The following is a 15,715-nucleotide window of genomic DNA, read 5'->3' on the forward strand; positions in this document are numbered from 1 at the left end:
AGAGTGGAATCAGATAACACTCGATACGAAGCGGACGAGACATGACTCAACCCCCTGAAAACCACCAGCAGCCCGGCGGACAGTTCAACGCCCAGCCCGGCCAGCAGGCATTCCGTGCCCCCGGTGAGCCCCTCCCGCAGGACCTCTCCGCCGGCTGGCTCCCCGAAGACGAGCGCCAGAAGCCGGTCAGCCCCCTGCCCCAGCCGAAGCTCTTCGCCTACCAGTCGATGCTGCCGCCGAAGGTGCTGCACGCGCTGCGTCACCCCTCCGAAATTCCGTGGCTGGTCGCCGCCTACGCCGTCACCGCGGTCGGCTACATTGTGCTGTTCATGGCGCTGGCTGACCTGTTCAGCTCGATGATGCGTTACGTCTTCAGCTCAACCGGTGAAGGCTCGGTTCGAGTACCTTCCGGCAGCACCTCCGCAAGCCTGGAAGACCTGATTTTCCAGACGGTTGGTCTGCTCATCCTGGGCCCGATTGCCATCTTCATTGTTCGTGCAATCTACTACGCGCAGCAGCGTGTTCGCGGTGTGCGCATCACCCCGACCCAGTTCCCTGAGGCGTACCAGATGCTCGCCGAAGCAGCGGAGGCGGCGGGCCTGCGCCGCGTGCCGGACGCGTACGTCATCCTCGGTAACGGCGTGATGAACGCTTTCGCGGCAGGTCACGGCTTCCGCCGCTACATCTGCCTGTACTCTGACCTGTTCGAGATCGGTGGTAAGTCCCGTGACCCGGAGGCGCTGCGCTTCATCATTGGCCACGAGGTGGGCCACATCGCCGCAGGTCACGTCGGTTATTTCCGTCTGATTTTCACCACGCTGTTCAACCAGATTCCGGTGCTGTCGAGTGCGCTGTCCCGCTCGCAGGAGTACACCGCCGACAACTTCGGCTACCGCTTCTGCCCCGAGGGCGCTGAGGGCGCTATCAAGGTGCTTGCGGCAGGTAAGTACCTGAACAAGCAGGTCAACTTCGATGAGCTTGCCGACCGTGCCGTGACCGACCGCGGCCTTGCCGTCTGGTACGTGAACCTCCTGGCAAGCCACCCCATCCTCACCTGGCGTGCGCATGCGCTGCGTGACCGCACCCAGCCCGGCCGCCTGTTCTGGCGCCCGACTGAGAACCCGGTCAAGGACGCCGCACCGCGCGTTCCTGTCCTGATTCCGGCGGCGGAGCCGGTGCACATGTGGCCCGACCCGATTCAGTCCACCGAGTTCATGCGTGAACACCAGGATGTTTGGGCAGACCACACCCTGGAAACCGTGGATGTGTACTCCAAGCCCGAGAACGCCCCCGAGTTCGACGCGAACTCTACGCTGTTCGCTGGCTGGCTCACCGAGCAGGCTCGTGCCTTCCACGGCCAGCGTTGGGATGCGTACGCTGCCGCCGGTGGCGTGCCGGCACCGGGCGCTCCCGGTGGCCCGCAGATGCCCGCACCTAATCAGCCTGCGTACGGTCAGCAGCCCGGCTTCGGCCAGCCTGCCGCAGGCCAGAACGGTGCAGGCCAGCCCGCACCTGAGCAGCCCTCTAATGGCCAGCCTTCTAACGGCCAGCCTGCTCCCGAGCAGTACGGTTACGGCCAGTACGGTAGCGGCTCCTCTGAGGGTGGCTCGTACGGTTACGGTTTCGACGGCGATAAGAAGTAGCCAGTAGCCACCCGGGTGCGCTCTAAGCGCCTCATCTGGGCCGCACAGCTCAATAACCTTCACGAACCCGTCGGGGTGCCTAGACGCTCCGATGGGTTCGGTTGGTTAACCGCCTCCTCACAGGCTCGTAGCCGGTTGCTACAGCCGTTCGGGTTGCCTGGCATGAGCCGTCCGTAACCTTCACCTCCGCCCCGCCCTGCAACTGAGATGCACCCGGCACCCCGGCACCTTCACACAGGCGCAGGTCTAGAATGGAAACCATGCTTTCATCACTTCGCTCCATCAAGCTCGACCCGCTGCTGACCATGCTCATTAGCGCGGTCATCCTCGCAATTATTGTGCCGGCGCGCGGCGACTTCGCCGAATGGTTCAGCACCGGAACGAAGTTCGCGGTCGCCCTGCTGTTCTACCTGTACGGCGCTCGCCTCTCCACCGCGGAGGCTATTCGTGGCCTGACCCACTGGCGTCTGCACCTGATGATTCTGAGCTGCACGTTCGTGCTGTTCCCGCTGGTCGGTTTGGCGCTTTCACCGCTGCGTTTTGTGCTCGGTGATGGGCTGTACATGGGCATTCTGTTCTTGACCTTTGTGCCCTCGACCGTGCAGGCGTCGATTGCGTTCACCTCGATTGCGGGTGGTAACGTGGCGGCGGCGATTGTGAGCGCTTCGCTCTCTTCGATTGTGGGCGTGGTGGCGACCCCGCTGCTCGCCATGCTGCTGATGAACACGGGGCATATTGAGTTCTCCGGAACGGTCTTCCTGGACATTGCCATTCAGCTGTTCCTGCCGTTTGTGCTCGGTCAGCTGACGCGCCGCTGGGTGGGGGAGTTCGCCAAGAAGCCGACCACCAAGTGGTTGGATAAGTTCTCGGTCATGATGATTGTGTATTCGGCGTTCTCTGCCTCGGTGGTGCAGGGTGTGTGGACGCGCGTGGCGTGGTGGCAGATTGTGCTGCTGGTCGTGCTCATGGCGATTATTGTGGTGTTCATGCTGTGGCTGACCGACCAGCTGGCTAAGCGCCTGGGGTTCAACCGTGCCGACCGCATTACGATTCAGTTCTGCGGTTCGAAGAAGTCGCTGGCGGCTGGCCTGCCGATGGCGATCATTATTTTTGGTGCGGGCTCGCTGGGTCTGATGATGCTGCCAATCATGATTTTCCATCAGGTTCAGTTGATGATTTGTACCTGGCTTGCGGGCCGCTATGCGCGCTTGGATGTGGTGGGTGCCGCCTCCGCGAAGGAAGTTCAGTAGGGGCTTGAACCCTATCTGCCGGGGTGCTCGGCGGGTGCTATTGGGGGCCTCTGAGCCTGTGAGATAAGCCTCTGATGAGGGGTTTTAATGGGTTCTTTGGGTCTGGATGACCCGTCTGAAAAGTGATGTTGCGCGCTTTGGCAAAAATTCCCCTGACTAGTGCATATGCGTGCAAAATGTGGTATTAGTACTGGTCAGTTGGTTTTCTGTGGGTTATATGCACTCTATTGCATCAAAGTGACCGGCGAGACAATCAACACTATCGGGTGTTGAGCGGCGAAAAAGCCCCAATTTTGCCCTAGAATATTTTGTCGATGGGTTAGACAGGTTTGCATCCTGTATGCAAGAATTTATGACTCATGTGGGAATGGTTGAGATTCACTCCCTCACACCGCCCACGAGCATTGATGCAGCGGATTCACTCCCCGCCCGCATCCCGCACCGGAAGAGACTCACTCACTCAACCGGAAGGAAGCTCAAAACCATTTATTCACTCAAACACAACTGGATACACTCAGCTTAATGACGCGCTTAGATTCCATCTATGCGCTAATCGCTGTCTGTATCCGCCAAGAAAGAGGACACTCCATGGCTACCATCATGAGCGTGAACGTATGCGATTCCAAGTACAACGCTGACCCCACCGGCGTACGAGACTCCACTAGTGCTATCCAGAAGGCTATCGATGATGTTGCTGCGCAGGGCGGCGGCTCCGTGGAGATTCCCGGCGGCATGTACCGCGTCTCCTACCCCTTCATCGAAATGAAGCACCGCGTCGAGATTTTCGGCCACGGTCAGGCAACCCGAATCGTCGCTTTCACCGACAAGGGTATTCCCTCCACCAAGAACGGTAGCTACGAATGCACCGGCGTTTTCCACACCGGTAGCTACACCACCCCCATGAGCGGTGGCACCAACCAGAACAAGCCCATGCGTATGGGCGTGCGTGACCTGTTCATCCGCACCAACAAGTACAACCTGCCGCTGGATTCTAAGAGCAACCAGATTTTCCTGGAGAAGCACACCCAGCCCGTCGACAACGTTGCAGGCGTCATCTTCCACACCCGCATTGCGGACGCTAACCCCGGTGAGCCGGACGCAGTGCCCACCCTGTCCAACATCGAAATCTGGGACACCGCCATTGGCGTTGCGATCCTGGGCCTGGACGACCAGGGCATGAAGATTGACAAGCTGCGCATCCGTCAGACCCTGCGTCAGGGCCTGCTGGTCGGTAAGCCCGTCGGCCACCCGCTGCGCCCCCGTGAGGGTGACACCCCCGGTGCGGCAGATAACAAGTTCTCCATGATTGACGTTTCTGACGCAAACATGAGCTTCGGCACCTACGCGGGCATCGAGATTTACACTTCTCAGTCCAAGTTCGAGGCGTCCACCAGCTGGTTCAACAAGCGCAACCAGGGTAAGAACGCCCTGTACGAGGTGAAGACCCGCCACGTGGGTGCAGGCTGGTTCATTCAGGGCACCCGTAACATGTTCATTGGCTGCACCGCCCAGGAGAACGCCGGTCACGGCTGGCTCGTGGAGTGGGGCAACAACCAGTTCATTGGCTGCCTGGGTGAGTCTTCGAGCTTCCAGGACGCTGTTACTGGCGCTGCTCGAGGTGACGAGGCGGCGAACTGGTACATTGGCCGTAACGCACGCGGTAGCCGCTTCGTGGCTCCTCGTTCGCACAACCCTTACAGCTGGGCGAAGGCTTCCCTGTACGGTTTCTACATTGAGAACAACATTCGCGATATGCACATTACGACTGCGTCCGCGAAGGATGACCGTATTGGTGAGAACAATATGATCGGCCGCCGTGTTCACGTGACCGGTGCTATGGGCGATAACGTGCTCATCGAGGTGGACCACATCCGCCACGCGACTTTCGCGCCGAAGCAGCTGGAGAAGCGCGGCAACGGCGTGTTCATGGGCTAACCCTCAAGGGTTAGACTCTGCGAGCTGAGGCTCGTGATCACAAAATCTTAAAACCCATACGCTTGAGGGGCGGGGAGTAATCCCCGCCCCTCGGCGTTTAACCCGCACCCAAAACAGCCGAAAAACCGTAGAAAAACAGGGCAGGGGAGCATGCATCACAGTGCCCGGTCATCGCCTCCACACGCTCAATGCGGTACCCTTGAGCAGAAGGCAGGTCTGCCGGTGCACAGACCCACACACGCCAAAACACCCGCAGAAATGCGCCCAACACACCGCACCACACAAACTCAACACTGCACCCACGCAGCACCGTATTCACCGCATACTGCCGTATTCACTCAATTCACTCACCACGCCGCCTTCAGCACCGAACGCGGTACCCATCGAAAGAATTGAGCCACTCATGCCCGATACGCCCATGAGCATCAACGCCATCAACTACGGCGCAGACCCCACCGGTGCCAAAGACTCCACCGCAGCCATCCAGCGCGCCGTTGACGCTGTCGCCGCACGCGGCGGCGGATCCGTAGAACTACCCCGCGGCATCTACCGCGTCTCCTACCCCTTCATCGACATCAAACACCGCGTCGAAATCTTCGGCTACGGCTCCTCAACCGTCGTCATCGCGCACTCCGACCGCGCCATCCCCACCACCACTAGCGGCCACACCGAATACACCGGCGTGTTCCACGTCGGTAGCTACACCACCCCCGTCTACGGCAACTACAACGCCAACAAGCCCATGCGCATGGGCGTACGCAACCTGCACATCCGCACCAACGCCGCAAACACCCCCATCAGCAGCTACCCGCTCGATGCGCACACCGCCCCGCTGAACAACGTCGCCGGCGTCATCTTCCACACCCACCTGACTGGCGACATGCTCAACGAACCGGACATCGTGCCCGTTATCGCCGGCGTGGAAGTCTGGGACACCGCCATCGGCGTTGCCGTGCTCGGCCTGGACGACCAGGGCATGAAAATTGACGACGTGACCATCCGCCGCACCCTCAACCAGGGCCTGCTGCTCGGCAAACCCGCCGGCCACCCCCGCCGCCCCAATGAAGGACAGAACTCCGGCGCGGCAGACAACAAGCTGCGCGGTATCGACGTTGCCGAGGCGAATCTCAGCGGCGGCTCCTACGCCGGTATCGAGGTGTACGCGGCGCAGGCAAAATTCGAAAACTGCTCCAGCAACAGCAACCACCGCACCAGCAACAAGTACGCCCTCTACGAGCCCGCCACCCGCCACGCCGGCGCAGGCTGGATCGTGCAGGGTGAACGCAACATGTTCATCGGCTGCACCGCCCGCTCCAACGCGGGTCACGGCTGGCTCGTTGAGTGGGCGCACAACGTCTTCGTCGGATGCGAAGCGGAAGGCTCCAGCTGGGCTGGCACCGTCAGCGGTGCCGCCGGTGCTGACGAGGCCGCCAACTGGTACATCAGCCGCAACGCGCGCGGTACCCGCATGGTCGCGCCCGTCTCCTACAACCCGCCGGAGAAGCCCGCCTCCCTGTACGGCTTCTACATTGAAAACAAGATTTACGACCTGCGCATCACCGAAGGCACCGCCAAGGATGACCGCATCGGTGAGGGCAATATGCTCGGCCGCCGCGTGTACATTACCGGCGCAATTGGCGCGAACGTGGTCATTGAGGTTGAGGAGTTGCGCCACTCCACCTCGCCCGCCGGTCAGCTCACCAAGGAAGCCTACAACGTGATGCGCGGTTAGTAGAGACTGACGGCAACTGACGGCAGCTAGTAGACACGCCCGAACCGGTTCGGAACTTTCCTGTGAATCGTGAGGGAGGCGCGTGTGCCCTAGTGGGCGCGTTATACCGCTATATATCGGCTAAGAATCAGGGCAGCTGCGAATGGAATACATACCATTCGCAGCTGCTTTGTCGTTTAGAACAATGTTTAATTTTTAGTTGATAAAAGTCTCAATTAAATATTGAATAAAATATCAATATGTACTTTAAACTTTCTATGGCGGTGTAAAACAGTCCATTCACTGTGCACCACCATAGCCGTGCGACAGCATGCGGAACACGCACATCATTGGCACACACCAAAACCGCGTATCGCCGCACGTCAGCCCCTATTCATTGCCGCTTCTCACTATTCCTCAACGAACACTACCCTTCCCCTTTTCTTATTCGCTCCATTTGGCGACCCCGCAGTCGACCCAAAAATCGGTTCCTTCCGGCCGGTTCCCAACCACAATTACATAAGGACAACCCATGTTTTCGGTTATCTCCCGAGCGCTCACACCCGCTCCCCGCGCACGTCGCGCCCTTGCCCTCACCCTCGCACTCGCCCTCGGTGCCGTACCCGTCACCTCCGCAGTGGGTGCACAGCCTGCCGCCCACGCTGTAGAAGCCCACGCCGCCGAACCTGCCGCAGCCAACGGCCTCATCAAACTTCACCAGCCCAAGGACGACCCCAGCTACGTCGAATGCGTCGCCAACTTCCTCGGCACCATGAGCGCCACCCCCGGCGTGTGGGCAGTCTGCCACGGCTACCTCGACAGCGAAGAATACACCGTCACCCGCCGCCACAGCACCGCAACCGTCACCCGCGGCCAGCTCGTACGCATGCTCTACCGCATGGCGGGATCCCCGACCGTCAAGGACCTCCCGAAAACCTCGCCCTACAAGGATGTGGCACCCACCGACCCGGACTACCCCGCCTACATCTGGGCGGCGGACGCGGGCATCACTTCCGGCTGGGATGACGGGCTCTTCCACCCGGACGAGTACGCCACCCGCCACACCCTCGCCGCGTTCCTGTATCGCGCCGCAGGTAGCCCCGACGGTGCCGCGCGCCTGCGCCAGATCCGCCGTCCGCTACGTGCCGAAGTCAAGAAGACTGAACAGTTCAAGACCGAAAACCGTTGGGCAGCCCGCACGCTCGGCGCCTACCCCGAAGTGGACCGCGACGGTGACGGCGTGGCAGACGTGGTGAACCCTGCCAGCCCCCTGTACTTCTCCGATGCCCTGTACATGCTCAAGGCGTACGGTGATAAGGGCCTGAAGGTTGTGGGCACTCCCGCCGTTGACTAGGAAGCCGTTGACTAGGGGTAATACCGACTAGATGCAGTGCTGACTAGCGCATATATTCACCGCCCGCCGGTGCGACCCGAAGGTTGCGCAGGCGGGCGGTGCTCTGTTCCGGGTGCTGTGCTGTTCTGGCAGGTTGCGAGCGCCCGTGCCGCCGCGCAATCGCTTCCGTGCAATGAAAGGTGCATGCTCTGCACCCGCTAAGCTAGAAGGCATGAAGATTGCCACCTGGAACATCAACTCAATCCGCGCCCGTGAGAACCGCGTCGAAGACTGGCTCGACGAACACGACGTTGACGTGCTCGCCCTGCAAGAAACCAAAACCAAGGACGAAACCTTCCCCTTCGACCTCTTCGAATTCATGGGCTACGAGGTTGCGCACTTCGGCCTGAATCAGTGGAATGGCGTGGCAATCGCCTCCCGAGTTGGCCTCGAAGACGTGCAGCGCGGCTTCGATAACCAGCCGCACTTCGGCAAGCCCGGCGAGCCCGAGGCGCTGGAGGCGCGCGCTATTGGTGCGACCTGCGGCGGTGTGCGTGTCTGGAGCCTCTACGTGCCCAACGGCCGCGGCCTGACCGACCCGCACATGGACTACAAGCTCCGCTGGATGGAGGCGCTGCGTCAGAACGTGCACAACGAACTGGCGGCTAACCCGCAGTCGCAGCTTGCCCTGGTCGGTGACTGGAACGTCGCCCCCGAAGACACCGACGTGTGGGATATTGACTACTTCCTGCGCAACGAAATGACCCACGTTTCCGAACCCGAACGCCGCGCCTTCGCCGCCCTACTCGAAGAGGGCATGGTGGACGTAGTACGCCCGCACACTCCGGGCGAGTACACCTACTGGGACTACCAGGCGGGCCGCTTCACCAAGGATGAGGGCATGCGCATTGACTTTCAGCTGTTCTCGCCCGCGCTTGCCGCACGCGTGGAACGTGCCTGGATCGATAAGGTGGAACGCGCCGGTGAAGGCGCAAGCGACCACACGCCGGTCGTGGTTGAGATTGCCGACTAATCCGAGCGTATAGCTTGCCGTAGAACCGCGTGCAGTAAGGGGCGGGGGAGGGGTCCCCGCCTCCTTGCTGTATATGCCGGTGCTTCTGTGTGCCTGTCTCTGAGCGGCTGTTCCTATGCCTGCCCCTGGGTTTCTGCCAATATTTCGGGGTTTTCTGTGTGGCTTAGTTGAAAAGTTCGGCTAGCCGAACTATTGTTAAATTCCGCCCGGGACGACAGGCAAAAGCGCATTATGATGCCTGCGCAGACACAACCGTGTCCCTAGCGTCCCGGCGCGGCAAATCCCACACATCAACCACATACTCAAACCCGTGACTCCCAATGAAGGATGCCTCATGAACGCTTTCACCCCCGCAGGCAGCAACGCACGCCGCCTCGTCCAGGCGCTCTGCGCCGCCCTCGCACTCACCCTGCTACTCGTGCTCACCGGCTGCGGTAGCACCTCCAGCACCACCGAAGGCGCTAAGAGCAGCAGCGGTAAGAAGACCGTGCTCACCACCTTCACCGTGCTCGCAGACATCGCCCGCAACGTGGCAGGCGACGACCTGAACGTCGAATCCCTCACCAAGCCCGGCGCAGAGATTCACGAGTACGAGCCCACCCCCTCCGACCTGAAGAAGGCACACGCCGCCGACCTGGTGCTCGACAACGGCCTGAACCTCGAATCCTGGTTCGCGAAGTTCGTTGAAGAATCCCACGCTAAGCACGTGACCGTCTCCGAGGGGGTCACGCCCATCTCCATTACCGAGGACGCCTACGCGGGCAAGCCCAACCCCCACGCCTGGATGAGCCCCAGCAACGTGCAAAAGTACGTGGACGTGATGATTCGCGAATTTAGCGCCCTCGACCCGGCCCACGCCGCCGACTACAAGACCCGCGGCGAAGCCTACAAGAAGCAGCTACAGGGCGTGCGTGACGAGCTCGTCAAGGAAATCTCCACCCTGCCCGAGAACCAGCGCGCACTCGTCACCTGCGAAGGCGCCTTCTCCTACCTGGCGGCAGACGCGGGCCTGAAGGAAAAGTACATTTGGGCGGTCAACTCCGAACAGCAGGCGACCCCCTCGCAGATTTCCTCCGCGATCGATTACGTGCGCGAGAACCAGGTGCCCGCTGTGTTCTGCGAATCCACCGTCTCTGACAACCCGATGCGCCAGGTCGCAGACGCCACCGGCGCACGATTCGGCGGCGTGCTCTACGTGGACTCGCTCTCCGAAGCGAACGGCCCCGTGCCCACCTACCTGGACATGATCCGCTACGACGCACGCACCATCGTTGCGGGCCTCAAGGGCAACTCCTAAACCCTGAATAACCCCGGGTAAACCCCAAACCCCCGATAGGATAGGAGGGGCGTCGCCTTCATGGCTCCGCTCCTCCCACGCCGTTAACACTCGCTCACACAGCGCCCACTCACACCCACCCACTCACCACCACACAAGCAAGTACACCCGCCCCACGCATACGGTGACCACCAGAAAGAACACAAGGAATGAGCACTCTTCTCAGCTGCGAAAATGTGCACGTGAACTACGGGCCAGTCCGCGCCCTCACCGGCGCATCCTTCACCCTGGACACCGGGCGTATCTGCGGCCTGATTGGCATGAACGGCTCCGGCAAATCCACCCTCTTCAAAGCCATCATGGGGGTCGTGCCCATGCACGCCGGAAGCATCACCCTCGACGGGCAGCCCGTCGGCGGTAACCGTGGCAGCCGCGGCAAGAACGCGCACCACCACCGCGCCGGACTCGTCAGCTACGTGCCGCAGAGCGAAGAAATCGACTGGACCTTCCCCATCTCCGTGCGTGAGGTCGTCAGCATGGGACGCTACCGCAACCTCGGCATCACCCGCCGCCTGCGTGCCGCAGACCGTGCTGCCGTGGATGAGGCGCTCGCCCGCGTGGAACTGACCGACCTTGCCGACCGTCAGATTGGGGCGCTCTCGGGCGGTCAGCGTAAGCGCGCCTTCGTGGCACGCGCTATCGCCCAGGGCGCCCAGCTGCTGTTGCTGGATGAGCCTTTCGCCGGCGTGGACAAGCGCAGCGAGGCGATGCTCATTCAGGTCATCGAACAGCTGCGTGACGAGGGCGCGACCGTGCTGGTTTCCACGCACGACTTGGCGAGCCTGCGCCAGTTTGCCGACGAGGCGCTACTGCTGCGCGGCACAATTCTGATGCACGACACCCCCGAGAAGGTGCTCGCCCCCGAGAACCTGGTGCGTGCCTTCGGCATGGAGGTGGACGCCGGCGCGTCGGTCGCTACCGCTGCCCCCGGCGCTGCTACCTCCGGCACTACTACGATCAGCTCTGCGGAAGGGAAGAACTAAATGGACATCCTCAACTTTCTGGTGGAGCCGCTGACCCTGCCCTTCATGCTCCGCGCGTTCGTGGTCACCGTCATAGCCGCCGCCGTCTGCGCCCTGCTCTCCTGCTGGCTCGTGCTGCTCGGTTGGTCGCTCATGGGTGACGCAATCTCGCATGCGGTGCTACCCGGCGTGGTGCTCGCCTACATTTTCGGTGCGCCCTTCGCAGTGGGCGCGGTCATTGCCGCACTCCTGGCTGTGGCGCTCATCGGCGGGGTGCGGCGTAGCGGCCGCGTGCGCGAAGACGCCGCGATCGGCATCGTGTTCACGACCATGTTCGCGTTCGGTCTGGTGCTGATTTCGGTCACGCCGTCGAATACCGACCTGAACCATATTCTCTTCGGTAACGTGCTGGGCGTGTCCTGGTCGGACGTCTGGCAGGTCGCTATCCTCGCGGTGGTGGTTGCCGCCGTGCTGCTGGTCAAGCGCCGCGACTTCGTACTGTACGCCTTCGACCCGGGCTTCGCGCAGGCGGTGGGGCTGCGTCCGCGTCTGCTCGGCGCGCTGCTACTCATTATGCTGGCGCTAACCTCCGTGGTGGCGCTGCAAATCGTGGGCGTGGTGCTGGTCGTGGCGATGCTCGTCATCCCCGGCTCCACCGCGCGCCTCATCACGGACCGGTTTGTGCCGATGCTCGCGGTGAGTGTGGGGGTGTCCCTGGTGGGTACGCTGACCGGTCTGTACGTCAGCTACCATGCGGATGTATCCCCCGGCGGTGCCGTGGTCGTCACGCAGGGCCTGCTGTTCGCCCTGGCGTACGTGTTCGCCCCGCGCTACGGTCTGCTGGGCAGGATGCGTGCCCGCAAGCTCAGCACTGCTGCAACGAAAACTGAGCCGGTAGCTTCCTAAGAAAGCCCACTGAGTACACTCACCACATACAGCAATAGGCGGAAAGTCCCACCGTGGGGCTTTCCGCCTATTGCTATCTTCTGAAGGTTGGGGGCGCGTACCCGCCCGGATTTCCGGGCTAGAAGCCCGCCGCTACCGCCCTGTATCTACCGCCCTGTACCTAGCGCACCGTGCGGGACACGAACAGGGAGGCGGTCGCCTCCGCACCCAACGGAATAATGGTACCGCCGGGCTTCACCGCACCGGCCGCGTCCGTCTCGTGCAGGTTGCCGGAACCGGCACCGACCACGCTCACGTTCACCGCCTCCGAGAAGGGCGCACCCTCCTCAATGTGCAGGCGCACGCCGGGCACAAAACCGTGGCCCTGCAGGTAGCGCAGCAGGCGCGGGTCGTCATCGTTGATGCGTTCGAGCACGACCGTTTCGCCGGGTTCGCACTGGCTCAGCGGCACGGTCTGCGGAAAACTAATATGCCCCGAAGAGTCCGGGATCGGGTCGCCGTGCGGGTCGCGGGTCGGGTGCCCCAGCAGGGTGTCGATGCGGTCCACCATGAAGTCGGATACCGCGTGCTCCAGAACCTCCGCCTCGTCGTGCACACGGTCCCAGGTGTAGCCGAGGGTCTCCACGAGGAACGTCTCAATGAGGCGGTGGCGGCGGATCATTGCCAGCGCGTAGGAGCGGCCGGTTTCAGTGAGCTCAATAGCGCCGTAGGGCTGATGCTCGATCAGGTCGGCGGCGGCGAGGCGCTTGAGGCCGTCAGATACCGAAGAAATGCGCAGGCCCATGCGTTCTGCCAGGGCGGATGCGGTGGCAGGGGTTTTGGTCCATTCTTCGAGGCTCCAGATTTCCTTGAGATAGTTCTGGGTGCTGACGGAAAGTTCTGAAAGAGGCATAAAGATAAGTCTACCTTTTCTCTGGTTTTGCCCGTCGAGCTACAGGGTATTCAGCGCGGGCTTAAAGAGCGTCCCGCCCGGACGGTTCACCCCTGGCAGGGGGTGACCATCACGGGCGGGATCAGGTGTTCGGTTCCGCGCTGGCAGGTACGAGAGGCTGGTAGGCACTATAGGCGGGCAAGCGCGAAAGAATGAGGGATGCGCGGCGGCGGTTAGGTGGCGCGGCGGCGCGAACGGTCAATACGGGTCAGCAGTTCGATGAGCGCACCGCGTGCCGCCTGCTCTTCGTGCCAGAGGGAACGGACGAGGGTGCGGCTGACCGCCTGGGTGGTGATTCCCAGGGCGGTTGCGGCGGCCTTCTGCTGGCCGCGCACACCGGGTACGAGCAGGTTCACGACGCGCCACTCGGCGTCGGTGCGGTCGGCGCAGACGCGGTAGAGCAGGCGTGCGGAACCGGTGGCCAGCTCGGCGAGGTGGTGGTTGTCCGCGCTGATGCTGATGCAGCGGACGGGGGCGCCTCCCTGCGCCTCCTCGATGGCCAGGCGCGAGAATTCGAGGGCGTCACCGGTGCAGTCGGTGGTGCTGACGGCGCCGAGCGCCCCGGCGAAGCGGGGGATGTTGAGCTCGCCGATTCCGATGCCCACCCAGAAGCCGTTATCGCGGGCGGCCATCAGCGCCGCGTGCAGTGCATCGCTGGCCCGGTCGAAGGCGCCCTGAATCTCGTCAGGGTAGGTCTGGGCGAAGGCAACACGCGGGTTGAGCTTGGCGAGTTCGTCCGACAGTGCAGTGAGTGAGTGCTGTGCGGAACGTTGGATGAAAGTAAGAACGAACACCCTCTTATTATGCCGTAAAACCTTCAATGCCCAGCGTAAGGTTCGGCGTAATACCGGCAACACTCAAAACCCCTAAAATACGCATTGATAAGGGGAATTATTGAAACGTTACACCGCGTGTAAAAATCATTGAAAGGATGTAGAACACCCCCGAAAGGAAAATAATTTTCATGCAAGTGCACGTTGAATTATTCGCTTTCGGGGGCGTTGAGTGGAGTTGATAGACGGGGCTACCGCGGAACTACTGTGCGTTCGTTACCTGCGAGATATGGGGCAGCTGACGCAGCGGCTTCTGGAATACCATCACCACCAGCGACAGGAAAATGAACACCGCGTAGAACAGCGCCGTGTACGTAATACCCCAATCAACAATGAGGAAGCCTGCCAGCAGAACAGCCAGCGGGGTCAGCGCCATGTTCGGGATGCCCTGCACCGAATGCACGCGACCGATCATGTGCTCCGGGGTGGATGCGTTAATGTACGCAATGATGCTCGAATTGAAGGAGGGAAGCACAATACCCGCCAGCACAATCAGCAGGCACACCGCCCACAGCATCGAATGAACCACCGGTAGCAACAGGTAGCACGCCGACATGATGGCCAGGGAGGTGATACCGAGTGGGCCGAGCGCAAACTTCTCGGTCAGCGGGCCGACCAGGAACGAACCGAGCAGCACGCCCACGCCGAAGGCGCTCGCAAAGATGCCAATGAAGAGCGGGTGTGCGCCCTCCAGTGTGTAGTAGTAGATGAAGGTGAGCGGAATACCGACCGTTCCAAAGTTCGCAAGCGTTGAAACGAACGCAATGGACACCAGCACCTTGTTCTTCAGGATGTACTCGAAACCGGCTTTTGAGTCCTGCCAGAAGCTAGTTTTCTCGCCTTCCTCCTCTTCTGCGGGCTGCCGACTAGCCCCGTAGGTCTTGGGTGCGACGATGAACGCCAGCAGGTTAACAACCGCGTGAACTGCGGTCATGAGCACGGTCGAGAAGCCGATAATGATGCCGGCGATTGGGCCGCCCAGCAGGTTGGCGGTGGATTCGCGCGTCTCACCCATACCGGAGGCGTACCCCAGGTGTTCCTTGGGGACTACGCGGGTGATGATGGATTGCTCGCTCGGGTAGTCGAAGGTGGAAATGATGGCGGCTAGAGAAATCGTGATCACCAAAACGTAAATGTTGGTGACGTTGAAAACGAGGTAGAGAAGAATCGCAACCCAGGACAGCGACTGGCCGATACAGGACAGCGCCAGGCACTTCGAGGGGCCGATTCTATCAACCCATGTTCCGGATATCGCCCCGGCGCAGGTGGCGAGAACACCCGCGACGAAGAGGGTGATACTCGCAGCTTCGGGGGAGCCGGTCAGCGCCAAAATAATGATGGGCGTGGTGATATAGCTCATCGAGTCTGAGAGCTGGTTGGCTCCAATGGCGAAAAGGGTATTTCGAAAATCTCTATTCTTGAGTAACTCGGTGTTGACACTCATGGGGGACCTCCACGATGGGGTTGGGTGTCGCGCGGTGTGCAATCCGTCGTGCGTAGTTCATTGTGCGCAATTCGTAGCGCGCAATCGTATGAGTGAATACCCCGACAGTCGGCTGTGCCTGCCTGTATTCGTCTGTTTTCGCTTGTGCCCGCCGGTCATGACGGGCCCGCCGGTTATCACGGGGTGGTTGAGGATGCACGGGGCGGCTCATCGGGAGCCACCCCCGCACAAGAAGTGTGTCGCGCGATACTTTAGATTCTATAAGAGACGTTAATCATATACATGAACACTGGTTGAAAAACTTTCCTCATTTTGAGTATTGACATTAGGGTTAGTTTGACTATAATTCATTCTTGGTGCTTCCACCCGGCTGAGCCCTGACTAAACCCGGCTGAGCC

12 protein-coding genes are annotated in these 15,715 nt (G+C 61.2%); 9 read left to right on the plus strand and 3 right to left on the minus strand.

The genetic code is table 11. The annotated features are described in order from the left end of the window. Positions 1-41: 41 nt before the first annotated feature. The 9 genes from HMPREF2528_RS03555 to HMPREF2528_RS03595 all read left to right on the plus strand — a co-directional run bounded on the left by HMPREF2528_RS03555 (position 42) and on the right by HMPREF2528_RS03595 (position 12,109). A complete protein-coding gene (locus HMPREF2528_RS03555) occupies positions 42-1,643 on the plus strand; it encodes a M48 family metalloprotease (RefSeq protein WP_070542460.1) in 1,602 nt (533 codons plus the stop codon). Positions 1,644-1,894: 251 nt separating this feature from the next. Next, positions 1,895-2,893 carry a bile acid:sodium symporter family protein gene (locus HMPREF2528_RS03560; protein ID WP_371325953.1) on the plus strand — a complete coding sequence of 333 codons (999 nt, stop codon included), beginning with the start codon at positions 1,895-1,897 and terminating at the stop codon, positions 2,891-2,893. Positions 2,894-3,481: 588 nt separating this feature from the next. After that, positions 3,482-4,828: a glycosyl hydrolase family 28-related protein gene (locus HMPREF2528_RS03565; RefSeq protein WP_049352715.1), complete on the plus strand. Its 1,347-nt coding sequence runs from the start codon at positions 3,482-3,484 to the stop codon at positions 4,826-4,828. A 403-nt stretch (positions 4,829-5,231) separates the two neighbouring features. Beyond that, the gene (locus HMPREF2528_RS03570; RefSeq protein WP_070542462.1) at positions 5,232-6,560 is read left to right on the plus strand and encodes a glycosyl hydrolase family 28-related protein; all 1,329 of its coding nucleotides are present in this window, start codon (positions 5,232-5,234) and stop codon (positions 6,558-6,560) included. A 511-nt stretch (positions 6,561-7,071) separates the two neighbouring features. After that, positions 7,072-7,893, plus strand: coding sequence for an S-layer homology domain-containing protein (locus tag HMPREF2528_RS03575; protein ID WP_070542464.1), 822 nt, complete (start codon positions 7,072-7,074; stop codon positions 7,891-7,893). A 211-nt stretch (positions 7,894-8,104) separates the two neighbouring features. Continuing rightward, positions 8,105-8,905 (plus strand): exodeoxyribonuclease III, encoded by an 801-nt coding sequence (locus tag HMPREF2528_RS03580; RefSeq protein ID WP_070542467.1) that lies wholly within the window; start codon positions 8,105-8,107, stop codon positions 8,903-8,905. Positions 8,906-9,239: 334 nt separating this feature from the next. Continuing rightward, on the plus strand, positions 9,240-10,202 hold the full coding sequence (locus HMPREF2528_RS03585; RefSeq protein ID WP_005507646.1) for a metal ABC transporter substrate-binding protein: 963 nt from the start codon (positions 9,240-9,242) through the stop codon (positions 10,200-10,202). Between the two features lie 188 nt (positions 10,203-10,390). Further along, positions 10,391-11,224: a metal ABC transporter ATP-binding protein gene (locus HMPREF2528_RS03590; RefSeq protein WP_070542469.1), complete on the plus strand. Its 834-nt coding sequence runs from the start codon at positions 10,391-10,393 to the stop codon at positions 11,222-11,224. Next, positions 11,225-12,109 carry a metal ABC transporter permease gene (locus tag HMPREF2528_RS03595; RefSeq protein ID WP_070542471.1) on the plus strand — a complete coding sequence of 295 codons (885 nt, stop codon included), beginning with the start codon at positions 11,225-11,227 and terminating at the stop codon, positions 12,107-12,109. It begins immediately after the preceding gene. 160 nt (positions 12,110-12,269) lie between these two features. On the opposite strand, the gene HMPREF2528_RS03600 is transcribed toward HMPREF2528_RS03595, so the two are convergent. From HMPREF2528_RS03600 to HMPREF2528_RS03610, 3 genes are all read right to left on the minus strand, one after another. Then, on the minus strand, positions 12,270-13,001 hold the full coding sequence (locus HMPREF2528_RS03600; RefSeq protein WP_005504316.1) for a metal-dependent transcriptional regulator: 732 nt from the start codon (positions 12,999-13,001) through the stop codon (positions 12,270-12,272). A gap of 212 nt (positions 13,002-13,213) precedes the next feature. After that, complete coding sequence (locus HMPREF2528_RS03605) at positions 13,214-13,834, minus strand: recombinase RecJ (RefSeq protein ID WP_246823870.1); 621 nt, start codon at positions 13,832-13,834, stop codon at positions 13,214-13,216. A 241-nt stretch (positions 13,835-14,075) separates the two neighbouring features. Next, on the minus strand, positions 14,076-15,317 hold the full coding sequence (locus HMPREF2528_RS03610) for an MFS transporter (protein ID WP_070542475.1): 1,242 nt from the start codon (positions 15,315-15,317) through the stop codon (positions 14,076-14,078). Positions 15,318-15,715 lie beyond the last annotated feature (398 nt).

The organism is Rothia sp. HMSC078H08 (genome assembly GCF_001808955.1).
GTDB lineage: Bacteria > Actinomycetota > Actinomycetes > Actinomycetales > Micrococcaceae > Rothia.